The organism is Klebsiella sp. K-3, from assembly GCF_051207495.1.
GTDB lineage: Bacteria > Pseudomonadota > Gammaproteobacteria > Enterobacterales > Enterobacteriaceae > Klebsiella > Klebsiella aerogenes.
The window spans coordinates 26883-51299 of the sequence record NZ_JBPNXF010000009.1; the positions used below are offsets into that span (position 1 = coordinate 26883).

21 protein-coding genes are annotated in these 24417 nt (G+C 57.3%); 14 read left to right on the forward strand and 7 right to left on the reverse strand.

From position 1 onward, the window contains the following. Positions 1–2 precede the first annotated feature (2 nt). Together agp and ACSEMK_RS15965 are read right to left on the reverse strand one after the other, a co-directional pair. On the reverse strand, positions 3–1250 hold the full coding sequence (agp, locus tag ACSEMK_RS15960; RefSeq protein WP_271032331.1) for a bifunctional glucose-1-phosphatase/inositol phosphatase: 1248 nt from the start codon (positions 1248–1250) through the stop codon (positions 3–5). A 99-nt stretch (positions 1251–1349) separates the two neighbouring features. Beyond that, positions 1350–1709: a winged helix-turn-helix transcriptional regulator gene (locus ACSEMK_RS15965; protein ID WP_087858043.1), complete on the reverse strand. Its 360-nt coding sequence runs from the start codon at positions 1707–1709 to the stop codon at positions 1350–1352. Between the two features lie 102 nt (positions 1710–1811). On the opposite strand from ACSEMK_RS15965, the gene ACSEMK_RS15970 reads away from it, so the two are divergent. Next, positions 1812–2561 (forward strand): SDR family oxidoreductase, encoded by a 750-nt coding sequence (locus tag ACSEMK_RS15970; RefSeq protein ID WP_087858044.1) that lies wholly within the window; start codon positions 1812–1814, stop codon positions 2559–2561. Between the two features lie 16 nt (positions 2562–2577). On the opposite strand, the gene ACSEMK_RS15975 is transcribed toward ACSEMK_RS15970, so the two are convergent. After that, positions 2578–2802 carry a hypothetical protein gene (locus ACSEMK_RS15975; RefSeq protein WP_430915011.1) on the reverse strand — a complete coding sequence of 75 codons (225 nt, stop codon included), beginning with the start codon at positions 2800–2802 and terminating at the stop codon, positions 2578–2580. Between the two features lie 266 nt (positions 2803–3068). Here ACSEMK_RS15975 and ACSEMK_RS15980 point away from each other — a divergent pair, with 266 nt between their 5' ends. Continuing rightward, the gene (locus tag ACSEMK_RS15980) at positions 3069–3191 is read left to right on the forward strand and encodes a small membrane protein (RefSeq protein WP_072251592.1); all 123 of its coding nucleotides are present in this window, start codon (positions 3069–3071) and stop codon (positions 3189–3191) included. Positions 3192–3280: 89 nt separating this feature from the next. On the opposite strand, the gene ACSEMK_RS15985 is transcribed toward ACSEMK_RS15980, so the two are convergent. Then, positions 3281–4672 carry an APC family permease gene (locus ACSEMK_RS15985; RefSeq protein ID WP_087858046.1) on the reverse strand — a complete coding sequence of 464 codons (1392 nt, stop codon included), beginning with the start codon at positions 4670–4672 and terminating at the stop codon, positions 3281–3283. Positions 4673–5022: 350 nt separating this feature from the next. After that, entirely contained in the window at positions 5023–6441 is a 1419-nt protein-coding gene (locus ACSEMK_RS15990) for a glutamine synthetase family protein (RefSeq protein ID WP_045396993.1), read from the reverse strand. A 225-nt stretch (positions 6442–6666) separates the two neighbouring features. Here ACSEMK_RS15990 and puuD point away from each other — a divergent pair, with 225 nt between their 5' ends. The 5 genes from puuD (at position 6667) to puuE (ending at position 12335) form a co-directional block, all read left to right on the forward strand. Beyond that, a complete protein-coding gene (gene puuD / locus ACSEMK_RS15995) occupies positions 6667–7419 on the forward strand; it encodes a gamma-glutamyl-gamma-aminobutyrate hydrolase (protein WP_161798760.1) in 753 nt (250 codons plus the stop codon). 25 nt (positions 7420–7444) lie between these two features. Further along, complete coding sequence (gene puuR, locus ACSEMK_RS16000; protein ID WP_002898590.1) at positions 7445–8002, forward strand: HTH-type transcriptional regulator PuuR; 558 nt, start codon at positions 7445–7447, stop codon at positions 8000–8002. Positions 8003–8252: 250 nt separating this feature from the next. Then, entirely contained in the window at positions 8253–9740 is a 1488-nt protein-coding gene (gene puuC, locus ACSEMK_RS16005; protein ID WP_316424520.1) for an aldehyde dehydrogenase PuuC, read from the forward strand. 2 nt (positions 9741–9742) lie between these two features. After that, positions 9743–11023, forward strand: a complete 1281-nt coding sequence (locus tag ACSEMK_RS16010; protein ID WP_045397003.1) for an NAD(P)/FAD-dependent oxidoreductase — start codon at positions 9743–9745, stop codon at positions 11021–11023. Positions 11024–11069: 46 nt separating this feature from the next. Beyond that, the gene (puuE, locus tag ACSEMK_RS16015) at positions 11070–12335 is read left to right on the forward strand and encodes a 4-aminobutyrate transaminase (RefSeq protein ID WP_047065396.1); all 1266 of its coding nucleotides are present in this window, start codon (positions 11070–11072) and stop codon (positions 12333–12335) included. On the opposite strand, the gene ACSEMK_RS16020 is transcribed toward puuE, so the two are convergent. Beyond that, entirely contained in the window at positions 12322–13317 is a 996-nt protein-coding gene (locus tag ACSEMK_RS16020) for a LysR substrate-binding domain-containing protein (RefSeq protein WP_430915010.1), read from the reverse strand. The genes puuE and ACSEMK_RS16020 overlap by 14 nt on opposite strands. 82 nt (positions 13318–13399) lie before the next feature. Between ACSEMK_RS16020 and ACSEMK_RS16025 the strand changes: the two genes are divergently transcribed. The 5 genes from ACSEMK_RS16025 to ACSEMK_RS16045 all read left to right on the forward strand — a co-directional run bounded on the left by ACSEMK_RS16025 (position 13400) and on the right by ACSEMK_RS16045 (position 20143). Further along, positions 13400–14485, forward strand: a complete 1086-nt coding sequence (locus ACSEMK_RS16025) for a tartrate dehydrogenase (RefSeq protein ID WP_087858052.1) — start codon at positions 13400–13402, stop codon at positions 14483–14485. 399 nt (positions 14486–14884) lie between these two features. Next, positions 14885–16492: a BCCT family transporter gene (locus tag ACSEMK_RS16030; RefSeq protein ID WP_213317049.1), complete on the forward strand. Its 1608-nt coding sequence runs from the start codon at positions 14885–14887 to the stop codon at positions 16490–16492. A gap of 37 nt (positions 16493–16529) precedes the next feature. Further along, entirely contained in the window at positions 16530–17654 is a 1125-nt protein-coding gene (yeaW, locus tag ACSEMK_RS16035) for a carnitine monooxygenase, oxygenase subunit YeaW (RefSeq protein WP_032711373.1), read from the forward strand. Between the two features lie 18 nt (positions 17655–17672). Next, positions 17673–19121 carry an NAD-dependent succinate-semialdehyde dehydrogenase gene (locus tag ACSEMK_RS16040; RefSeq protein ID WP_316424519.1) on the forward strand — a complete coding sequence of 483 codons (1449 nt, stop codon included), beginning with the start codon at positions 17673–17675 and terminating at the stop codon, positions 19119–19121. 56 nt (positions 19122–19177) lie between these two features. Further along, the gene (locus ACSEMK_RS16045; protein WP_316424518.1) at positions 19178–20143 is read left to right on the forward strand and encodes a PDR/VanB family oxidoreductase; all 966 of its coding nucleotides are present in this window, start codon (positions 19178–19180) and stop codon (positions 20141–20143) included. Positions 20144–20180: 37 nt separating this feature from the next. Here the strand turns inward: ACSEMK_RS16045 and ptsP are convergent, their stop codons facing one another. After that, on the reverse strand, positions 20181–22682 hold the full coding sequence (gene ptsP / locus ACSEMK_RS16050) for a phosphoenolpyruvate--protein phosphotransferase (protein ID WP_316424517.1): 2502 nt from the start codon (positions 22680–22682) through the stop codon (positions 20181–20183). A gap of 309 nt (positions 22683–22991) precedes the next feature. Between ptsP and ACSEMK_RS16055 the strand changes: the two genes are divergently transcribed. Together ACSEMK_RS16055 and ACSEMK_RS16060 are read left to right on the forward strand one after the other, a co-directional pair. Further along, on the forward strand, positions 22992–24068 hold the full coding sequence (locus ACSEMK_RS16055; RefSeq protein WP_087858057.1) for a PTS fructose transporter subunit EIIC: 1077 nt from the start codon (positions 22992–22994) through the stop codon (positions 24066–24068). Between the two features lie 20 nt (positions 24069–24088). After that, positions 24089–24409: a PTS fructose-like transporter subunit IIB gene (locus ACSEMK_RS16060; RefSeq protein WP_087858058.1), complete on the forward strand. Its 321-nt coding sequence runs from the start codon at positions 24089–24091 to the stop codon at positions 24407–24409. The last annotated feature ends 8 nt before the right edge of the window (positions 24410–24417 follow it).

The window sequence follows — 24417 nt, forward strand, 5'->3', positions numbered from 1 at the left end:
TTCTATTTTGCCGCCTCGTTCATGACCTTTTTGAACGTCTCCAGCGGGCAGAATCCCTGATCATCTACCGGACAACCGTTAAGCGCCAGCGTGACCCGCTGCGGCGGGGATTGCAGGCTCAAGGCGTCCGCGTTGCGCAGCTGTTCAGTGCTTTGATAGACATACTCAATCTTCATTAAATCGCGATTGCTGCCGCTATCGTGCCAGCGTTGGAACAGCAGCTTGCCGCCGATGGGGGTGCGCTCATACTGGCCCGGTAACTGGTAGGGTTTAAAGTCCAGCGCCGTCAGCAGCGAAGCGATATTGGAATCATGCCCGACCAGCAGCGTTACTTTCGCCTTACCGGCGCCATCGCCCACCAGCGCATTATCGATATATTTGACCAGCGGCTTAGCGACGTTGCGCGCCACTTCCGCGGAAGTAAACAGGCTGTCCTGATAGCCATTTTTCAGCTTCGACAACACCTGCCACTGCTTATCGCTGGCAATTTCGCCCCACGCCACCTGATCCTTCGGAAAACCTTCGTAGTACTGCAGGGTGAAGGCGTCGACCAGCGAGTTGCCGACCTTCAGCGGCCCGGAGACGCCCGGCTCCTGCTGATATTTGGCGCTAAAGGTATCTTTACCGTCGCTAAGCGAGCAGACATGCTTTTCTTTACAGGATGGCGAATTACGATAGTCGGTCATCTCTTCCAGCAGTTTGTAGCTCTCAGCGAGCTGCATCCCCTGACGCTCTTTTTCCATCGCCAGCACCGCTTTTTGCGCGAATTCGGCTGAATCGTCGGTAATGACCGGGTTGAAAGTGGGATCCATGGTTCCCATCTGCGGCTGATGATGCACAGGCACCCCGCAGCCAGGGAAAGCGCCGGTGATAAAGAACTGCGCGGTTGCGACGGTCCGCTGCAGGCTATTGGCGTAGGCGTAAACCGCATTCTCCGGCGGGCACTCGCCGCTGGTCACCAGCTTCTGCTGCGCCAGCCACTCACGCATATAGTGGCCCATATAGACTTCCAGCACGCCGCCTTTGGTGGTCAACTGGCCGCCAGGCACATCCCACTGCGGCCAGGATTTTGGCGTCGACTGCTCGAGTACGCTGCCGTTATTGGCCAGCGGCGCGCGCAGGTTGTGGCGGCTCATGATCAACACCTGTTGCAGCTGATACCCCTCTGGCGCAGCGGCGTCCTGCGCCTGGGCGCCGGCGGATAACAATACGGCCCCGGCCACCGCGGCGGCAAGTAGACTTTTTTTCATCCCTTCATCCTCAGTCATTTATTATCATCGCCATCATTGTGACGGATTTATGACATTTTTGCGGGCAATGGCTCACAAACTGAGGCGTCGGTCGCTTTTTTAGCGCTTCAGCCGGTCGCCATAATCGCGCATCCATTCCGCCAGCGGTTGCAACGCGCTGCGCATCGACAGGCCCAGCGGCGTTATCTGGTACTCCACACGTGGCGGTATTTCAGCGTACACCTCGCGGGAGACCAACCCGCGCTGTTCGAACAAGCGGAGCTGCCGGGTCAACTCTTTTTGAGTGATCGGGGCCGCCGCCCGCAACAGTTCGCCAAATCGCACCGGTTCATTAAGCACGATCAGCCGATATAAAATCGGAATCGCCCATTTCCCGGCGATCAGATTAACGAAATCCGTCATCGGACAAGGTTGTGGATCAAATTTTTTTTGCGCCGCCCGCGCAGTCTTTACCGTCATTGCACACCTCTTTGCGCATTAGTATCCATTTGGTACCTGGTATCCTTTGGATACTAATTTTTTTATAGTGCCTTTTCCACCCCGCACATTGGAGTTTCACAGATGGCACGTTTAGCAGGTAAATATACGCTGATTACCGGCGGTACCAGCGGTATTGGGTTAGCCACCGCGCAAGCGTTTATCGCCGAAGGGGCGAAAGTGGCAATCACCGGTCGCAATCCTGACGCCCTTGCACAGGCACAGGCGCAATTAGGGGAAAACGGCTGGGCCATCGCAGCGGATGCCGGCGATATTGTGGGACAGCGGCACCTGGCACAAGTAATTAGCCAACGCTGGCCACAGCTGGATGCGGTATTTATCAATGCAGGGGACGTTACCCATGGCGCGATTAGCGACTGGACGCCCGCGCAGTGGGATCAACTGATGAACATCAACCTGAAAGGACCGTTCTTCCTGCTGCAGGCACTACTGCCGCTGCTGGCGAATCCGTCATCGGTCATCCTTTGCGGATCGGTAAGCGCCCATATCGGGCTGCCCGCCAGCAGCGTGTACGCCGCCAGTAAAGCTGGAATATTATCGCTGGCGCGCACGCTGTCAGCGGAGCTGCTGTCGCGGGGAATTCGCGTCAACGGCCTGAGTCCCGGCCCGGTTCGAACTCCGGCGCTGAACAAACTTGGGCTCGGCGCAGATGCGCTGCAGGCGTTACAGGAAGAGATTAAAGCACTGGTACCCCTGGGCCGGATGGGCACGCCAGAAGAGCTGGCGAAAGCGGCGCTGTACCTGGCGTCGGATGAATCAAGCTACGTGGTAGGAACCGAGCTGCTGGTTGATGGCGGCACCGGCAACTTGTAAATCCGGAAGGCGGCGCTTATTCCGGTAAGGGTACCGCCGCCAGCGTACAAATCGCTTCATGTTCGCCGCCCCGGCGATCGACCATAACGACTTTATCGCCGGCTTTTTTTCCTTCACAGGGTTTAAGCACCTGCTCGACGATTCGTTCGCGAACCTGTTGGCCTTCCGACTGTGCCCAACAGGCAAAAGTCGTCAGCATTAGCGCCGAAGCAAACAGGCCAGCGGTACTGTTTTTAAACATGCATTACTCTCAGAAAATTCTCATTCAACGATTAGCGTACCAGCCGCAATCCCGTCCGTCTGTAAAATGACTTAACGGAGTGTTACGTCAGACGCTAAGGCGCTCACAGAGCGCCATCAACACATTAACACCATCAATACTTTAACATAATGAGCCATGGCTGATGCCTTTGGCACTTTTAGGTCATCTTTCGGAAACATCCCGATGTTATCGTCTTCGTGAGGCGTTATTTTTTCTTCTGTTTAAACAAATCATTAGGTTAATTTATGTCGGGTTTTGTGCTCTTTATCGTGGCGATTGCTCTACTGGGAGTCGCCGTTTACAGTCTGGTGTCCTATATCAAAGAACGTCGCGCCGCTCAGCTGCCAACCGATAAAAAAAAGAAATAATTCCCCTTTGCCAATCTTTACACCTGGGCTGCGTAACAAACAGAGAAGGCAGGCTTAGCGCCTGCCTTCTCTCCTGCTATCACTAAAAGTTAAGACTCCCAGGCCTGTTCCGCCTTTGTTGCATCAAACTGCGGCGGCGGTTTACGGAAACGGCGGGTCAGGTAAGTGAGATAAAGCAATCCCAACGCCGCCCAAACCAGGCCCAGCGTCAATGAGGTCGCCTCAAGGTTCAACCACAGCACCCCCACGGTTAATGCGCCTACCATCGGCAACAGCAGATAATGGAAGCGATCTTTCCAGGTTTTGTTATAACCCTTGCGCCGCCAGAAGTGGTTGTATACCGAGAGATTAACGAAGGTAAAGGCCACCAGCGCGCCGAAGTTGATTAGCGCCGTCGCGGTCACCAGGTCGAAGAACAGCGCCGACAGCGCGACGATGCCCACCATAATCACGTTGAGCGCAGGGGTTCGCCATTTCGGATGCACATAGCCGAAAATGCGCTCCGGGAAGACGTTATCGCGACCCATCACGTACAGCAAGCGCGACACGCTGGCGTGCGACGCCAGGCCCGATGCCAGGGTATTAACAAAAGTGGTGCACAGGAAAATCGACTGGAACAGCTTGCCGCCGACGTAGAGCGCAATTTCCGGCAGCGCGGCGTCCGGATCTTTAAAGCGATGGATATCCGGGAAGAACAGCTGCATAAAGAACGAGGCGACGATAAAAATAATGCCGCCGTACATTGCGGTAAGGAAGATGGCCTTCGGGATCACCCGCGCGGCATTCGGGGTTTCTTCTGAAAGCGTGGTAACGGCGTCAAAGCCGAGGAAAGAGAAGCAGACAATCGTCGCGCCGGTAATAATCGGAATCAGATGCGCATTCTCGCTGATGAACGGCTGCAGCGACCAGACGGTACCCACACCCTCGCCTTTATGCAGCCCTTGTACCACCAGAACCACAAACACCACCATGATGGAGATCTGCACCAGCACGAACAAAGTATTGAAGTTGGCCACCAGGTTGACGCTTTTCAGATTCGCCGCGGTCAGAATGGCGACAAAGGTCACCACCCACACCCACGGCGGCACTTCCGGAAACAGCGCGGAGAGGTAGATCTTCGCCAGCAGGACGTTAATCATCGGCAGGAACAGATAGTCCAGCAGTGAGGACCAGCCGACCATAAAACCGATGTGCGGGCTAATTGATTTTTGCGCATAGGTGTAGGCCGAACCCGCTTCCGGGAACTGGCGCACCAGCTTGCCGTAGCTGATGGCGGTGAATAGCACCCCAGCCAGCGCCAGCAGATAAGAGGCTGGAACGTGGCCATTACTGATGCCGGAAACGATGCCGAAGGTATCAAACACCGTCATGGGGGTCAGATAAGCCAGCCCCATCATCACCACTTGCCACAGTTTGAGCGATTTACGCAGACGCGGTTTTCCCGCCTGAGCGGCGTTTTCTGCAGGAAGATTAGCAGCCATGACGCATTCCCCCCATGCCGACGACAGTTTGCGGGCACAAAGACCGGGTAACAAACCTGCTTAGCAAGGGGGTAAGACGTAAATAAAAGGGTAAGACGGACCGATGAACGGCGGTAAGTTGGCATCCAATGCGGCCAAAGAGGCCCCCTTCTCCCTGCGGATATTTGAACATCTGCATCATCTCATTTCCTCGTCACACACTGTGTCGTTAACTGAAGCCCCGTTGCCGCCTGCGCTCCTTAACGCGACATCCGGGAAATGGCTGGGCTCCCAGCAAAAAGGACGACCAGGCTCCGCTCAGGCCGTATGATGCTACTGATTAAACTAATGCGCCCCTTACGGGGCGAACATCAGGCGTTTTTCAACATCCACTCAATTTCTGTTTCTGTGATAAGACGCTCAAACTGCAGTAACTCATCATTCTTACAGGCGTGGTAAACGTGGCAGAAACGCTCGCCAAGACGCTCCCGCAGATGATCGTTTTGCATAAACTCCCACAGCGCGTCGCTCTGGCGGATCGGGAACGGCAAGCCTTCTTGTTCCAGACCGTTACCTTCCACCTCTTCCTGCAGCGGCAGCGGATTATCCAGGCCGTGCAGGATGCCGGCGAAAATCGCCGCCATCACCAGATACGGGTTGGCGTCCGCCCCGGCTACGCGGTATTCAACGCGGTGGTTATGTCGATCGCCGCACGGGATACGCAGCGCTACCGTACGGTTGTTATGCCCCCATGACGCCTGCGTCGGCACATACATGCCCGCCTGGAAGCGACGATACGAGTTTACGTTCGGCGCCAGCAGCGCCATCGACGCCGGCATCAGGTCAATCATCCCGGCCAGCACGCGTTTCAGCAGGGCTGAATCCTCGCCGTCCGCATCCGCCAGCACGTTTTCACCCTTATTGTTTTGCATGCTGATATGGATATGCATCCCGCTACCCGCATGCTCTTCATAAGGTTTCGCCATAAAAGTGGCGTGCATCTTATGCTTCTCCGCCATTAAACGCACGAGACGTTTTAATGCCAGCGCATCATCGCACGCATCCAGCACGTTATCGGTGTGGTGGAGGTTGATTTCGAACTGCCCCGGAGAGGCTTCAGCCACCGCGCCATCCGCCGGGATCAGCTGTAACTGGGCCAGTTCATCAATATCATTCAGTACATCGGCAAAATGGTTGAGGTTATCAACGGAATAGACCTGGCTTTGGGTATTGCGGTCGTCGGTGCCGGGCGCGCACGGCGGCTGCAGGTAGCCTTCGGCATCGCGTTTGCGATCGAGTAAATAGAACTCCAGCTCTACCGCTACCACGGGGAACAATCCGCGCTGGCGGAGCTGCTGCCAGAGGCGGTTGAGTACGTTCCGCGGCTCAACGTCAAAGGGAGCGCCATCTTCATCAACCATGGTCAACAAGACCTGGCCGATGTATTCCGGATCGGCGGCCGAAGGGGTCAACGTACCTAATACCGGGACGCAGCTGCGGTCCGGTTCGCCCATATCCTGGCCAAGCCCGGCCTCTTCCACCACGTTGCCGAGAATATCCATCGCGAAAACGGACGCCGGGAAGTAGCAGCCTTTCTCGAGCTTGCTGAGGCTGGCGACCGGAATGCGTTTGCCGCGGAAGCAGCCGTTAAGGTCTGTGAGGAGTACATCGACGTACTGAGTGTTGGGGTAGGTTTCGAGGTAGCGCTTCACTTCTTTAGCGAACGCGCTTACCCGTCTCTCTTCCGTCTGCTGAACAAAATTCTCAACTTCTACGATATTGGTTTCCATGATTCACCGCCGTTGTTTTAGTTTTCGGACCCTGACTGAAAACGTCAAATATAATGTCCACCCTTCGAATGTGTATGCAAACAAAATGTTTGTCAAATGTTAAATTAAGTTTGCAAACGGCTATTTCCACTGCTAGATTGAGAAAATATTGAACGATATGGCCGTTTATCAGTCACTGGCGGTCATAATTTAGTCCACTTTGTGAGGGCGATCATGGAAAATATAATGTACAAGCCAGTTATTGGCGTCGTGATGTGTAGAAACAGGCTTAAGGGTCACCAGACCCAGACTCTGCAAGAAAAGTACCTGAATGCCATTGTTAACGCTGGCGGACTGCCGATTGCCCTGCCGCACGCGCTGGCCGAGCCGGAACTACTGGATGCGTTAGTCGATAAACTGGACGGGATCTACCTGCCAGGCAGCCCCAGCAACGTGCAGCCGCACCTTTATGGTGAAAACGGCGATGAGCCTGACGCCGACCCCGGGCGTGATCTTCTGAGCATGGCGCTAATTAACGCCGCGCTCGAAAGGCGCATCCCCATTTTCGCCATCTGCCGAGGGCTGCAGGAACTGGTTGTCGCCACTGGCGGGACTCTGTATCGTCGTCTGTTTGAACAGCCGGAACTGCTGGAGCATCGCGAAGATCCTGAACTACCGGTGGAGCAGCAGTATGCGCCGTCCCACCAGGTGGAGGTGCAGGAAGGAGGTTTACTTTCTCAGTTAATACCGGGCTGCAACACGTTTTGGGTAAACTCGCTACACGGCCAGGGCGCAAAAACGCTGGGTTCGCGTCTGCGCGTGGAGGCCCGTTCACCGGATGGGCTGGTTGAGGCGGTCAGCGTCAACGACCACCCTTTCGCGCTGGGCGTACAATGGCATCCTGAATGGAACAGTAGCGAATACGCCCTGTCGCGTATGTTGTTTGATGGTTTTATCACCGCCTGTCAGAGCCATGTCGCCGAAAAGCGGCGGCTCTGACCACTACAGTTAAGGAAATGCAAATATGAGCGATGACGGACTGGCGCCAGGGAAACGTCTGTCAGAGATCCGCCAACAGCTGGGTCTTTCACAGCGTCGTGCCGCCGAACTGTCTGGGTTAACACATAGTGCCATCAGCACCATAGAGCAGGACAAAGTCAGTCCTGCCATCAGTACGCTGCAAAAGCTGCTGAAAGTATATGGGCTGTCGCTCTCGGAATTCTTTTCTGAACCCGAAAAGCCGGATGAACCGCAGGTCGTCATTAATCAGGACGACCTTATCGAAATGGGGAGTCAGGGCGTTTCAATGAAACTGGTTCATAACGGAAATCCGAACCGTACGCTGGCGATGATTTTTGAAACTTACCAGCCTGGGACCACAACCGGGGAGAGAATAAAGCATCAGGGTGAGGAGATAGGCACCATACTGGAAGGTGAAATCGTGCTGACGATTAACGGTCAGTCGTACCACCTGGTGGCTGGACAGAGCTATGCCATTAATACCGGCATCCCTCATAGCTTCAGCAACACCTCGGCAGGTATCTGCCGCATTATCAGTGCCCACACCCCCACCACATTCTAATTTCTTAGCCTGAGCAGGTTTCAGGCTTTCTTCAGGCCTGTCGCGGCGGATGTAATATTTCCGCCGCGGCGAAGAACTCGCAGTAATAATACCTGCGCAGCGCGGAAATCTTATTTCCTGCTGGCCCAAAGATAATTAACGCCAGTGAATGGCGAAGAGACGGTTTTCTACCCCGGGGACGCCCTGCGCCCTGAGCAGCCTGAAAACGCCGAACCCTATATTTTGCCGATGATGTTTTTAAGGAGTCATGATGAATTTTCAGCACCTGGCTTACTGGCAGGAAAAAGCGAAAAACCTGGCCATTGAAACGCGCTTATTTATTAACGGCGAATATTGCGCCGCGGCCGATAATACCACCTTCGAGACTATCGACCCTGCCGCGCAGCAGACATTAGCGCAGGTCGCCCGCGGTAAAAAAGCCGACGTCGAACGGGCAGTGAAAGCCGCGCGCCAGGCCTTTGATAACGGCGACTGGTCGCAGGCCTCCCCGGCCCGGCGTAAAGCGGTTCTCACGAAATTTGCCGACCTGATGGAAACCCATCGTGAAGAGCTGGCGCTGCTGGAAACGCTCGATACCGGCAAACCGATCCGCCACAGCCTGCGCGACGATATTCCCGGCGCCGCCCGCGCCATTCGCTGGTACGCCGAAGCGCTGGATAAAGTCTATGGCGAAGTGGCGCCCACCGGCGGCAACGAGCTGGCAATGATCGTTCGTGAACCGATTGGCGTGGTGGCCGCGATAGTCCCCTGGAACTTCCCGCTGCTGCTGGCCTGCTGGAAACTCGGTCCGGCGCTGGCGGCAGGCAATAGCGTAATCCTCAAACCCTCGGAAAAATCGCCGCTTACCGCCCTGCGTCTGGCAGGGCTTGCAAAAGAAGCCGGACTTCCGGACGGGGTGTTAAACGTGGTCAGCGGCTTTGGCCACGAGGCCGGGCAGGCGCTGTCGCTGCATCCTGACGTTGAAGTCATCACCTTCACCGGATCCACCCGTACCGGCAAACAGCTGCTGAAAGACGCCGGCGACAGCAACATGAAGCGCGTGTGGCTGGAAGCCGGCGGCAAGAGCGCCAATATCGTCTTCGCCGACTGTCCGGATCTGCAAAAAGCGGTCAACGCCACCGCCGGCGGTATCTTCTATAACCAGGGACAGGTCTGCATCGCCGGCACCCGCCTGCTACTGGAAGAGAGCATCGCCGACGAGTTCCTGACGTTGTTGAAAGCGCAGGCGCAAAACTGGCAGCCGGGTAATCCGCTCGATCCCGATACCACCATGGGGATGTTAATTGATAACGCCCATGCCGACAGCGTGCACAGCTTTATCCGCGGCGGTGAGGCCAAAAGCACGCTATTCCTCGACGGGCGGAAAAATCCGTGGCCAGCCGCCGTCGGCCCAACCATTTTCGTCGATGTCGACCCGTCCTCAACCCTCAGCCGCGAAGAGATCTTCGGCCCGGTGCTGGTGGTCACGTGCTTCAAAAGCGAAGAACAGGCGCTGCAACTGGCCAACGACAGCGACTACGGTCTCGGCGCCGCGGTGTGGACCCGCGATCTGTCGCGCGCCCACCGCATGAGTCGCCGCCTGAAGGCCGGCTCGGTCTTCGTCAACAACTACAACGATGGTGATATGACCGTCCCGTTCGGCGGCTATAAGCAGAGCGGCAACGGGCGCGATAAATCGCTGCACGCGCTGGAAAAATTCACCGAACTGAAAACCATCTGGATTGCTCTGGAGTCTTGATCATGACTGAACATACCACTAGCTACTACGCCGCCAGCGCCAACAAGTATGAACCGTTCCCAACGCTGGAGGAATCAATCAACTGTGACGTCTGCGTCGTCGGCGGCGGTTACACCGGCCTCTCCTCGGCCCTGCATCTGGCCGAAATGGGCTACGACGTAGTAGTGCTGGAAGGCGCGCGTATCGGCTTCGGCGCCAGCGGCCGCAACGGCGGACAGCTGGTTAACTCTTATAGCCGCGATATCGACGTTATTGAGAAGAACTACGGCCCGGATGCGGCCAAAATGCTCGGCAGCATGATGTTCGAAGGCGGCGATATTATTCGCGAGCGCATCCAGCGCTACCAGATCCAGTGCGATTACCGCCCAGGCGGCCTGTTTGTGGCCATGAACCATAAGCAAATGGAAACGCTGGAAGAGCAAAAAGCCAACTGGGAGCGCTACGGTAATACCCAACTGGAACTGCTCGACAGCCATGCCATTCGTCGCGAAGTAGACAGCGACCGCTACGTCGGCGCCCTGCTCGACCACAGCGGCGGCCATATTCACCCGCTGAACCTCGCCATCGGCGAAGCGGACGCCATTCGTCTTAACGGCGGCCGGGTGTATGAGCAGTCGCCGGTGACCCGAATTCAGCACACCAGCCCGGCGGTGGTCAGTACCGCGCGCGGCCAGGTAACCGCGCGCTACGTGATCGTCGCCGGTAACGCCTATCTCGGCGACAAGCTTGAACCGGAGCTGGCAAAACGCAGCATGCCGTGCGGCACTCAGGTCGTGACGACCGCTCCGCTGTCGGAAGACTTAGCCCGCTCGCTGATCCCGAAAAACTACTGCGTGGAAGATTGTAACTACCTGCTGGACTACTACCGTCTTACCGGCGACAACCGCCTGCTGTACGGCGGCGGCGTGGTCTACGGCGCCCGTGACCCGGACGACGTAGAGCGGCTGATTATGCCGAAGCTGCTGAAAACCTTCCCGCAGCTGCAGGGGGTGAAAATTGACTACCGCTGGACCGGCAACTTCCTGCTGACCCTGTCACGTATGCCGCAGTTCGGCCGTCTGGATAACAATATTTACTACATGCAGGGCTACAGCGGTCACGGCGTGACCTGTACCCATCTGGCCGGACGCTTGATTTCAGAACTGCTGCGCGGCGATGCCGAGCGCTTCGATGCCTTCGCCAAACTGCCGCACTACCCGTTCCCGGGCGGGCGCAGCCTGCGAATTCCTTTTACCGCCATGGGCGCCGCCTACTACAGCCTGCGCGATCGCCTTGGGGTCTGATTTGCCGTTCGGTTCCGTGATTAACTTTTGCTAAAGGGTGTTTATTATGAGCAACAATGAATTCCATCAGCGTCGTCTTTCCGCTACCCCGCGCGGCGTGGGCGTTATGTGCAACTTCTTTGCCCAGAGCGCGCAAAACGCCACCTTGACCGATGTCGAAGGCAATGAATATATCGATTTCGCCGCCGGCATCGCGGTGCTGAATACCGGCCATCGCCATCCGCGGATGGTCGCCGCGGTTGAACAGCAGCTACAGCAATTTACCCATACCGCCTATCAGATCGTGCCTTATGAAAGCTATGTGTCGCTGGCGGAGAAGCTCAACGAACTGGCGCCGGTGAAAGGCCCGGCAAAAACCGCCTTCTTCTCCACCGGCGCGGAAGCGGTCGAAAACGCGGTGAAAATCGCCCGTGCCCATACCGGACGCCCCGGCGTTATCGCCTTCGGCGGCGGTTTCCATGGCCGTACCTATATGACGATGGCGCTAACCGGTAAGGTCGCGCCGTACAAACTGGGCTTCGGGCCGTTCCCCGGCTCGGTATACCACGTGCCGTACCCGTCAGCGCTGCACGGTATCAGCACCGCCGATTCGATTACCGCCCTTGAACGCCTGTTCAAAGCCGATATCGAAGCCAAACAGGTGGCAGCGATTATTTTCGAACCGGTACAGGGCGAAGGCGGCTTTAACGTCGCGCCGAAAGAGCTGGTTGCCGCAGTACGCCGCCTCTGCGATGAGCACGGCATCGTGATGATTGCCGATGAAGTACAGAGCGGCTTCGCCCGCACCGGTAAATTGTTCGCCATGGATCACTATGCCGATAAACCGGATCTGATGACGATGGCTAAAAGCCTGGCGGGCGGCATGCCGCTTTCCGGCGTGGTCGGTAACGCGCAGATCATGGATGCCCCGGCGCCGGGCGGCTTAGGCGGCACCTACGCCGGCAACCCGCTGGCGGTGGCGGCCGCGCATGCAGTGCTGGATATCATTGATAACGAAGCGCTGTGCGAGCGCGCGCAGTTCCTCGGCGAGCGCCTGCTGGCGACGCTACAGGAAGTTAAGGGCTGGTGTCCAGCGCTGGTGGAAGCGCGCGGCGTGGGTTCGATGATCGCCGCCGAGTTCTTCGATCCGGCGACCGGCGAACCGTCGGCGGCGATTGCGCAGAAAATCCAGCAGCAGGCGCTGGCGCAGGGCCTGCTACTGTTGACCTGCGGCCAGTATGGCAACGTTATTCGCTTCCTCTATCCGTTGACCATCCCGGATGCTCAATTCTCCCGCGCGCTGACGATCCTGCAGAGCGTCACTCGTCTGTAACGCCCTCCGCCGGCGGCGCTGGTCGCCGGCTGTTTTCCTCACTGCTGACGATACACTGCTGGGGATAGTGCTGCTGAAAATAGTGGCGCAGAAACTCCACGGTGGTGCGAATTTTGGCTGAGGTCGCCAGCCGCGACACGTAGACCGCCCAGACGTTGGCGGGCTGATAATAGTCCGGCAGCACGTGTACCAAATGGCCGCTGGCGATATTTTCACTGACATCCCACCATGAACGTAATGCAATCCCCTGTCCATCCAGACACCACTGATGCACAATTTCACCATGGTTGGAGGAGAGCGGCCCGGTTACCTTGATCGCGTGCTGGCCCTCTTTGCTGTGCAGTTGCCAGACGCCAAACGGATGATCGCGCTCTTTAATCACCAGACAGGGTAAGGCTGCCAGGTCGCTTAGCTGTTTCGGCGGCGAGTGGCGGGCAAGAAACTGCGGCGACGCGCAGAGAATACGATGGTTGGTCGCCAGCTTGCGGGCAATCAGATTCGGCGCGATATCGTCGCCGACGCGAATATCGAGATCCACCCCTTCATTGACTAAATCCACCAGCCGGTCCTGGACATCGAAGCGCAGCTCAAGTTGTGGGTACTGGCGCGCCAGCGCCGACAGCGCGGGGGCCACCACCCGACGGCCAAAACCGAAGCTGCTAATAATACGCAGCGTTCCCTGCGGTACCTGACGCACGTCGGAAAGCTCGTCCATCATCTCATCCACATCCTGCAGAATGCGCTGCGCCCATTCGTAGATCCGCTCCCCTTCTTCGGTAATGGTGACCCGACGAGTGGTACGGTGCAGCAACATCACATTCAGGGTTTGCTCCAGCAGCGAAACCCGCTTGCTGACGAACGCCGGTGAGACGCCAAGCTCCTCGGCGGCGGCAGCAAAACCGGCCCGGCGAGCGACCAGCATGAACACGCGTAAATCATTTAGCAGCGGCAGATTATTCATGATCTGTGTTTTATGTTTCACCAGTTAGCGTGATTAATTATGAACCAGTCAATTATAGGATAGGCAGGTGGTCAAACATCATCGCTAAAAAGTGAGAACCGGAATGAAAAAAACCTGTCGTATTGCCGCCATCCCCGGTGACGGAATTGGTAAAGAAGTTCTGCCTGAAGGTATTCGCGTGCTGCAAGCCGCCGCGCAGCGTTGGGATCTGTCGCTGAGCTTCGAACAGATGGAGTGGGCAAGCTGCGAATATTACGCCCATCACGGCAAGATGATGCCGGACGACTGGCGCGAGCAATTGCAGGGCTTCGATGCTATCTATTTCGGCGCCGTCGGCTGGCCGGATACCGTCCCCGACCATATCTCCCTGTGGGGATCGCTACTGAAGTTCCGCCGTGAGTTCGATCAGTACGTCAACCTGCGTCCGGTGCGCCTGTTCCCCGGCGTCCCCTGCCCGCTGGCGGGTAAAAAGGCCGGCGATATCGATTTTTACGTGGTGCGCGAAAATACCGAAGGTGAATATTCCGCCCTCGGCGGTCGCGCCAATGAAGGCACCGAGCATGAAGTGGTGATTCAGGAGTCGGTCTTCACCCGCCGCGGCGTTGACCGGATCCTGCGCTACGCCTTTGAGCTGGCGCAAAGCCGCCCGCGCAAAACGCTGACCTCCGCAACCAAATCTAACGGTCTTGCGATCAGCATGCCCTACTGGGATGAGCGCGTGGAAGAGATGGCCAAAAGCTATCCCGAAATTCGCTGGGACAAGCAGCATATCGATATTCTCTGCGCCCGCTTCGTGCTGCAGCCGGAACGTTTCGACGTGGTCGTCGGCTCCAATCTGTTTGGCGATATTCTGTCGGATCTCGGCCCGGCCTGTACCGGCACTATCGGTATTGCGCCGTCGGCTAACCTCAATCCCGAGCGCGCCTTCCCGTCGCTGTTCGAACCGGTTCACGGGTCGGCGCCGGATATCTACGGTAAAAATATCGCCAACCCGATCGCTACCGTTTGGGCCGGGGCGATGATGCTCGATTTCCTCGGCAACGGCGATGAGCGCTACCACGCCGCGCATAACGGTATTCTGGCAGCGATAGAACAGGTGATCGCCAGCGGGCCGAAAACTCCGGACATGAAAGGCACCGCCTCAACGCAGCAGGTCAGCGACGCTATCTGCAAGGCCATTTTGGCGTAATTACCCGGCCGCTCCCCGGTCGCGCTGCGCTTACCGGGGCTACAATGGCACGAGAATATCGCCCGATCGCGTAGCCCGGGTAAGGCGTAGCCGCTACCCGGGAAAACTCGCGCCAACTCCCCTCTCTCCTCTGAATGCAGAATCCCCCACGATTGACAAGTGAACCGCATCACAGCGGCGAACTTTATTCATTCCCGAAAGGAAAGAACCTGCGCCAATTCACCTTTTATTATTTCCGTTCCGTGTTTTATTGCTTCACGAATCGGCCAATTGTTTAATTCATGTAACGAAGAAATAATCCAATTGTTAATAGCATTTTACTACGAACCCTGACCCTACAGCGTGATAACAACGACAGGCTAAAGCCACCGACGGGCAACCGTGCCCAGGAGATCACTCATGTTGAGCAACGTAAAGAAAAAAGATGTGCCGCTGATTGTCATCAGTCTCGCGGCCATTGTTTTCATCGCCGCTACATTAAGTCTCTTCCCCCAGCAAACCGCGCAGGCGGCTAATTCGATTTTTAACGGCGTTACCCGCCTGCTGGGTTCCGCGGTACAAGTGCTGGTGCTGCTGGCGCTGGGACTGGTGTTGTATCTGGCCACCAGCAAATACGGCAATATCCGGCTCGGCGAAGGCAAAGCCGAGTACAGCACTCTCTCATGGCTGTTTATGTTTATCTGCGCCGGGCTCGGCTCCTCTACGCTGTACTGGGGTGTTGCCGAGTGGGCTTATTACTACCAGACCCCTGGCCTGAATATTGCGCCGCATTCAGCAAAAGCGCTGGAATACAGCATCCCGTACTCTTTCTTCCACTGGGGTATTAGCGCGTGGGCGACCTACACCCTCGCCTCGCTGATCATGGCCTATCACTTCCACGTGCGGAAAAACAAAGGCCTCAGCCTCTCCGGGATCATTTCGGCGATCACCGGCGTCAATCCGCAGGGCTTCTGGGGTCGTCTGGTTGACCTGATGTTCCTGATAGCCACCGTCGGCGCGTTAACCATTTCGCTGGTGGTCACTGCCGCCACCTTCACCCGCGGCCTGTCAGCACTCACCGGACTGCCGGATAACTTCACCGTCCAGGCGTTTGTGATCCTGCTCTCCGGCGGTATTTTCTGCATGAGTTCGTGGATTGGCATCAACAACGGCCTGCAGCGTCTGAGCAAAATGGTCGGCTGGGGGGCGTTCCTGCTGCCGTTGGTGGTATTACTGGTTGGCCCGACCGAATTCATCACCAATAACATCATCAACGCCATCGGTCTGACGACCCAAAACTTCCTGCAGATGAGCCTGTTTACCGACCCGCTCGGCGACGGCGCCTTTACCCGCAACTGGACCGTCTTCTACTGGTTGTGGTGGATCTCCTATACCCCTGGAGTGGCGATGTTCGTCACCCGCGTCTCCCGCGGACGTAAGATTAAAGAGGTGATCTGGGGGCTTATCCTCGGCAGCACCGTCGGCTGCTGGTTCTTCTTCGGGGTGATGGAAAGCTATGCCATGCATCAGTTCGTCAACGGCGTGATTAACGTGCCGCAGGTCATGCAGACCCTCGGCGGCGAAACCGCCGTCCAGCAGGTGCTGATGTCGCTGCCGGCGGGCAAGCTGTTCCTCGCCGCCTATCTGTTCGTGATGATTGTTTTCCTCGCTTCGCACATGGATGCGGTGGCTTACACCATGGCGGCGACCAGTACCCGTAACCTGCGCGAAGGCGAAGATCCGGATCGCGGCATGCGCCTGTTCTGGTGCGTGGTGATAACCCTCATCCCGCTATCGATTCTGTTTACCGGCGCTTCGCTGGAAACCATGAAAACCACCGTGGTGCTAACCGCCTTACCGTTCCTTGCCATTTTACTGATCAAGACCGGCGGCTTCGTACGCTGGCTAAAACAGGACTACGCCCACGTGCCTGTGCATCAGATAGAAACCCATACGCCCGAGCCGATCGTTAAAGCCGAGACGCTGCCGGTTGGCGCGGTACTCAAAGGCGACGGCCAGTCGCTGTAAAAAACGCTTACTGACAATAATCACAAGGTGACCCTACATGAGCAATTTAAGCCCTGACTTTACCCTGCCGATTAACTTTTGCGCCAATCCGCAGGACGCCTGGACCATTCCGGCCCGTTTTTACACTGACAGCCAGGCGTTTGAGCACGAGAAAGAGCGTATCTTCGCCAATAGCTGGATTTGCGTCGCCCACGGCAGCGAAGTCGCCAGGCCGAACGATTACATTACCCGAGAGATCATCGGCGAAAATATCGTTATCGTCCGCGGGCGCGACAACATTCTGCGCGCCTTCTATAACGTCTGCCCACACCGCGGCCACCAGTTGCTGAGCGGCGAGGGTAAAGCCAAAAACGTGATTACCTGCCCCTATCACGCCTGGGCCTTCAAGCTGGACGGCAATCTCGCCCACGCCCGCAACTGCGAAAACGTGGAGAATTTCGATAGCGATAAGGCAACGCTTGTGCCGGTTCGCCTTGAAGAGTATGCCGGCTTTGTGTTTATCAATATGAACCCGCAAGCGGAGAGCGTGGAAACGCAGCTACCGGGGCTGCAGGACAAAGTGCTGGAAGCCTGCCCGGATGTGCATGAGCTGAAACTGGCGGCGCGCTTTACCACTCTTACCCCGGCGAACTGGAAAAATATCGTCGATAACTATCTGGAATGTTACCACTGCGGCCCGGCGCACCCGGGCTTCTCGGATTCCGTGCAGGTTGACCGTTACTGGCACACCATGCACGGCAAATGGACGCTGCAGTATGGCTTCGCCAAACCGTCCGAGCAGTCATTTAAATTCGAAGAAGGCACCGACGCCGCGTTTCACGGCTTCTGGCTGTGGCCGTGCACCATGCTCAACGTCACGCCGATCAAGGGCATGATGACCGTCATTTATGAATTCCCGGTGGATGAAGAGACCACCCTGCAGAATTACGACATCTATTTCACCAACGAAGAGCTGACCGACGATCAGAAAGCGCTGATTGAGTGGTATCGCGACGTGTTCCGCCCGGAAGATTTGCGCCTGGTGGAAAGCGTGCAGAAGGGGCTGAAGTCCCGCGGCTATCGTGGACAGGGACGGATTATGGCGGATAACAGCGGCAGCGGGATCTCCGAGCACGGGATCGCCCATTTCCACAATCTGGTCGCCCAGGTGTTCCAGCCGTAATTGTTGAAGGAGTTAGCCATGTCCGTATTTCACTCAAATCTGTTTCGCCAGCAGGCGCTGATTGCCGGAAGCTGGCGCGACGCCGCCGACGGTACATCGCTTGCCGTCAGCAGCCCCTCCACCGGCGAGGCGCTCGGCCAGATCCCGAATATGGGACGGACGGAAGCGCAGCAGGCGGTGGATGCCGCCGCTGCCGCGCTGCCGGCATGGCGCGCGCTTACCGCCGCCCAGCGCGCAGCGTTATTGAAGAACTGGCACCGCCTGATCCTCGAAAACAAGACCGCGCTGGCGCAGATAATGACAGCCGAGCAGGGCAAGCCGCTGGCGGAAGCGGAAGGCGAAATCGCCTATGCAGCCTCGTTTATCGAGTGGTTTGCCGAACAAGGGAAACGCGCCAACGGCGAGATAATCCCCTCCCCCGGCGCCGATAAACGCCTGATGGTGATCCGCCAGGGCGTGGGGGTCTGCGCGGCGATCACCCCGTGGAACTTCCCGGCGGCGATGATCACCCGTAAGGCCGGCCCGGCGCTGGCCGCGGGTTGTACGATGGTAATTAAGCCTGCCAACGAAACGCCATTTACCGCGCTGGCGATGGCGGAACTGGCGAATCAGGCCGGGATCCCGCAGGGCGTGATTAACGTTGTCACCGGGCAGTCGCGTGAAATTGGCGCGGTGTTCACCGGCGATGAGCGGGTGCGAAAGCTCTCCTTTACCGGCTCGACCGAAGTTGGCCGCGTGCTGATGCGCCAGTGCGCTGAATCCATCAAAAAGCTCTCTTTAGAGCTCGGCGGTAACGCGCCGTTTATCGTCTTTGACGACGCCGATATCGATAAAGCCGTCGAGGGAGCGCTGATCGCCAAGTTCCGCAACGCCGGACAAACCTGCGTTTGCGTCAACCGCTTCTATATTCATCGCGCCGTCTACGACCAATTCTGCGATAAGTTCGTCGCCCGCGTCGCCGCCCTGAAAGTCGGCGATGGCAGCGAGTCCGATGTACAGATTGGCCCACTTATCAACGCCGACGCCGGGCGCAAAGTCCAGTCCCTGCTCGACGATGCGCTCACCCGCGGCGCGACGCTGTTAACCGGCGGAAAAGCACATCCGCTGGGCGGTAATTTCTTCACCCCGACGGTTATCGGCAACGTACAGCCGGGGTCACTGCTGCTGCAGGAAGAGATTTTCGGCCCGGTGGCCGCGCTGGTGAAATTTGAGGATGAGCAAGAGGTCATTGAGCAGGCCAATAACACCATCTACGGCCTCGCCTCCTATTTCTACAGCAACGATGCCGCCCGTATCTGGCGCGTCTCCGAGCAGCTGGAATACGGCATGGTCGGCATCAATACCGGGCTGATTTCCAACGAAGTCGCGCCATTTGGCGGGGTGAAACAGTCGGGTCTTGGCCGCGAAGGCTCGGAACACGGAATCGAAGATTACCTGGAGATGAAGTATCTCTGCCAGGGGTTGTAACTGTATTCTCCCGGCGGCGGCTCTGGCCACGCCGGGATTTTTGATGGAGTTCAGCGATGTCTGATTATCAAATGTTTGAGACGATCGTTCGCGATGTTGAACAGATCACCGCCCAGGTTAAGCGTTTTACGCTGGTATCGTCGACCGGCTCCCCGCTGCCGGAGTTCAGCGGCGGCAGCCATATAATCGTCCAGATGCAGGATGGCGAGCAGCGCTACAGCAATGCCTATTCGCTCATGAGCTCGCCGCTGGATACCACAAGCTGGCAGATTGCGGTGCGTCTTGAGTCGCCTTCCAAAGGCGGCTCGCGTTTTATGCATCAGCAGGTGCGACCGGGCGATACCCTGACGGTGTCCACCCCCAACAACCTGTTCGCCATCGAACCGCAGGCGCGAAAACATCTGCTGATCGCCGGCGGCATCGGCATCACGCCATTTTTAGCGCATATTCCTGAACTGGAACAGCTGCAGGCCGACTGGCAACTGCACTACTGTTTCCACGACGCCGACAATAATGCTTTCGTCGATGCGCTCAGCGCAGCGCCGTGGCGCGACCGGGTCAATATTCACATATCAGCGCTCGGCAGCCGTCTCGATCTGTCGCGCCTGTTCGCCGACATCGAGCCCGGAACCCACGTCTATACCTGCGGCCCGGCTGCACTTAACGAGGCGGTGAAAGCCGCCGCCGAACGGTATCAGGTTCCCGCCAGCCAGCTGCACTTTGAGCAATTTATCCTTGAGGATAAAGGCGGAGAGGCATTTACGCTGGTGCTGGCGCGTTCCGGACGCGAATTTACCGTGCCGCAGGATATGACCATTTTACAGGTGATTGAGAATAACAAAGCGGCGAAGGTGGAATGCCTGTGCCGCGAAGGGGTGTGCGGCACCTGCGAAACGATGATTCTGGAGGGCGAAGCCGACCACCGCGATCAGTACTACAGCGATGAAGAGAAAGCCAGCCAGCAGAGTATGCTGATCTGCTGCTCACGCGCTAAAGGCGGCCGGTTAGTGCTGGATTTATAGCTCGCTCTCCGGCCAGCGGCGCTGGCCGGAGAGACAATCACAATTCCAGCTCGCGGCGCAGCAGTTCGGCGATATCCTCGGGGCTTGCCGCATTTACCAGAGCGGTACGAAAACCCTCATGCATAATGCGCCGCGCCAACCGTGAGAAGATCCGCATATGCTGGTCACCCGCCGAGTGTTTGTTCAGCGTCAGCATAATGACAAATTGCGCTTCTTCATCGCCCCACATCACCGGTTGCGCCAGCCGCGCGACGCTGATGGTCGACTGCTCAATATGCTCGGATTTACTGTGCGGAATGGCGAAGCTAAAGCCCAGACCGGTGGAGAACACCGCCTCGCGGGCCCACAGGTCTGCCTCCAGCTTACGCGGATAGCGGCAACGCCCGGCCAGCAGCAGATTATCAGTCATCCCTTTCAGCACTTCTTCCTTGCTGCGCCAGTCGCTATTAAGCGTAATGCACTGGGTACTCACCAGCGGAACATCCTGCTGACGCATGCGGAACTGGGCCAGCAGATGCTCGACTTCCAGTGAGGTACGGCACTGCATCGCCTGATTCAGTAGCTGGCGGCAGGCGCGGCTATCCAGTTGCGCCAGGCGCGCCTTGGTCGCCGGGATTGCCGGCGCGCTCATACTCAATTCATCTAAACCGAGGCCAACCAGCAGCGGCAGCACCGATCCTTTCGCCCCCAGCTCGCCGCACAGGCCAATCCATTTTCCCTGACGATGCACCGCCTGCACGGCATAGTCCAGCGCGCGCAGGAAGGCCGGGTTCAGGCTGTTGTAATGACGCGTCACTTTAGCGTTATCGCGATCGACCGCCAGCAGATACTGCGTTAAATCGTTGCTGCCGATGCTAAAGAAATCGACCTCTTCACAGCACTGATCGATGATAAACATCACCGAAGGCACCTCCAGCATGATGCCGAGTGGGATCTTTTCATCAAACGGGATCTGTTCGGCGCGCAGCGACTGCTTGGCCTCCGCCAGCCGCTCTTTCACCCACAGAATCTCCTCCATTGATGAAATCATCGGGATCATAATTTTCAGCGAGCCGTGCGCCGAGGCGCGTAAAATGGCCCGCAGCTGAGTATGAAACAACGCTTGATACTCTTCATAGATGCGTACCGCGCGGTAGCCGAGGAACGGATTGTTTTCCGCCGGAATATTGAGATACGCCACCGGCTTATCGCCGCCGATATCCATGGTGCGCACGATAATACTGCGCCCGTTAGCGGGCTCCAGCGCCTGACAAAAGATGTTGTAGAGCTCATTTTCCGACGGCGCGCCGGGACGGTCCATATACAACATTTCGGTACGGAACAGCCCAACCGACTGCGCGCCGTTATTAAATGCCGCCACCGCTTCCACCGAATGCGCGATATTGGCGGCGATCTCTACGCGGATGCCGTCTTGCGTCTGCCCGGCTTTATCAAGCCATACCTGCTGCTGTTGCTGAATTTGCCCCTGTAGCCAGGACTCCTGCTGATAATAGCGCGCTACCGCTGGGCTGGGGTCCACCACCAGCAGCCCGGCATTACCGTCGATCTGTACCTGAGTTTCGACCCACGGCAGCAGCGCCGGCAGGTCAATGCCCACCAACGTAGGAATATTGAACGAACGGGCCAGAATGACAGTATGTGAAGTTGTGCCGCCGCTGCGCAGCAGTAGCCCTTTCAACTGCGACTTATCCAGTTCCAGAAACTGGCTTGGGGTCAGTTCATCGGCAAGACAAATAGCCGCTTCCCGCAGTTGTCCCGGTGCCGGAAAGCGATCTTCGCCATAGATATGCTGCAATAGCTGGAAGCAGACGTCGCGGACATCCAGCACTCGTTCCTGCAGATAGCTGTTGCCGGAATCGCGGAACTGGGCGCAGAAGTGGTCGCCGGTGGCGACAATAGCCTGTGCGCAGCTAAGGCCGGTGAGAATACCGCCAAGCAGGTGCTGGCGCAGCGAAGCATCGGTCGCCAGCGAACGGTGAGCTTGCAGAATCGCGCTGGCGGTGCCGTCATTGTCCAGTAACCGCAGATCGATATCCTGCACCAACAGACGCAAACCGGTATCCAGTGCCGCCTGTTCCTGTTCAAGGCTGGCGACCATCGGCAGTTCGCCAAGGTCGTGAAGATCGCGTGATTTGAGATGAACCAGCTTACCGCCAGCACTGCCGGCGCACACCGGGCGCGCAGGGAACAGCGTTGGGTTCAGCCGCGACAGCGATTCCGGCACCGGCTGGACATCCAGCGTTTGCGCAGAGGGCAGCGGCGCATCGCAGTGCGGAAATTCATTTTCAATAAACGCGGTTAACGCGGCATACGCTTCGTCTTCATCCTCCCCGCTGATAATCAGCTGACAGGCGTCTCCTTTTAGGGTGTTGCTGCCGATAATCGCCAGCGCGCTTTTCGCATTCCCGCGACCGTCGCTCCGCAGATTCCGCCACTCAACCGCCGACGAAAAACGGTTACACAGCGTTTCGACCAGGCTCGCCGGGCGCGCATGCACGCCATTTGGCAAATCACATATGAATTCAATTACCAGTGCCATCGCCTTCCTCCTGAGCAATGCGTTATTTCAGCCAAAGGTAATGAAAGTAGTGGCAATGAACTACGTGATAAAACTGGCAATTACTGGACTATTGTACACATACATCTTTTTTATGCTCGCCATCACAATTCATCAGTTCAGGCGTACGTAGCCCTAATAACAGCTAAGATTTGAGGTGGATCGCAATTCCTTTCTCACCTTACAAATATCCAGTAAATGCACTTTTTCTCTACTATTTTATACCCCGCCCTTTTTCTAATGTTGAGGCATCAATACTGTCACGGGCCACACAGCGCTCAGGAGCAAGCAATGAACGAACTGGTGCACATACTAAAAAATACCCGCCAGCATCTGATGACCGGCGTCTCACACATGATCCCCTTCGTCGTTTCCGGCGGGATCCTGCTGGCGGTGTCCGTCATGTTATATGGCAAAGGCGCGGTGCCCGATGCCGCCACCGACCCTAATCTGAAGAAGCTCTTTGATATCGGCGTCGCCGGGCTGACGCTGATGGTACCTTTCCTTGCCGCCTACATCGGCTACTCCATTTCTGACCGCGCCGCGCTGGCCCCCTGCGCCATTGGCGCCTGGGTCGGCAACGGCTTCGGCGCCGGCTTCTTCGGCGCGCTGATAGCCGGAATGATTGGCGGTCTGGTGGTCTATTACCTGAAAAAAATTCCCGTTCATAAAGTTCTACGCTCGGTGATGCCTATCTTCATTATTCCCATCATCGGCACCTTTATCACCGCCGGGATCATGATGTGGGGCCTCGGCGAACCGGTGGGCGCGCTGACCGCAAACCTGACCAGCTGGCTGCAGGGGATGCGCGAAGGCAGCATCGTGGTGCTGGCCATCATTATGGGCCTGATGCTGGCCTTTGATATGGGCGGCCCGGTTAACAAAGTGGCCTACGCCTTTATGTTGATTTGCGTCTCTCAGGGCGTCTACAGCGTCGTGGCAATCGCCGCGGTCGGCATCGCCGTACCGCCGCTGGGCATGGGGCTGGCGACGTTAATTGGTCGCCAATATTTTACCGCCGAAGAGCGTGAAACCGGCAAGGCCGCGCTGGTGATGGGCTGCGTCGGGGTGACCGAAGGCGCCATTCCTTTTGCCGCCGCCGACCCGCTGCGCGTTATTCCCGCCAACATGATTGGCGCCGCCTGCGGCTGCGTCACCGCCGCGCTGATGGGCGCGCAGTGCTATGCCGGCTGGGGCGGGCTTATCGTGCTGCCGGTGGTCCAGGGCAAACTCGCCTTTGTCACCGCACTCTTTGTCGGCGCCTGCGTCAGCGCGGCCTGCGTCATCGCCCTGAAAGCATTCACCAAAAAGCAACCGTCCGACGCCCAGGCCGACGATGAATTAGATCTTGATTTCGAAATTAACTAACAGACTGGAAGGAACACCTTATGACCCACATTATCGCCGTCACCGCCTGCCCATCGGGCGTCGCCCATACCTATATGGCCGCCGAGTCGCTGGAAAGCGCCGCTAAAGCCAAAGGCTGGCAGGTTAAGGTTGAGACCCAGGGTTCCATCGGCATTGAGAACGAACTCACGGCGGAGGATATCGCCGCTGCCGATATGGTCATTCTGACCAAAGATATCGGCATTAAGTTTGAAGAACGTTTTGCCGGGAAAACCATTGTGCGCGTCAATATCAGCGATGCGGTAAAACGCGCCGACGCCATCATGAACAAGATAGACAGCCACCTTTCCCAGAACGCCTGAAGCCCAAA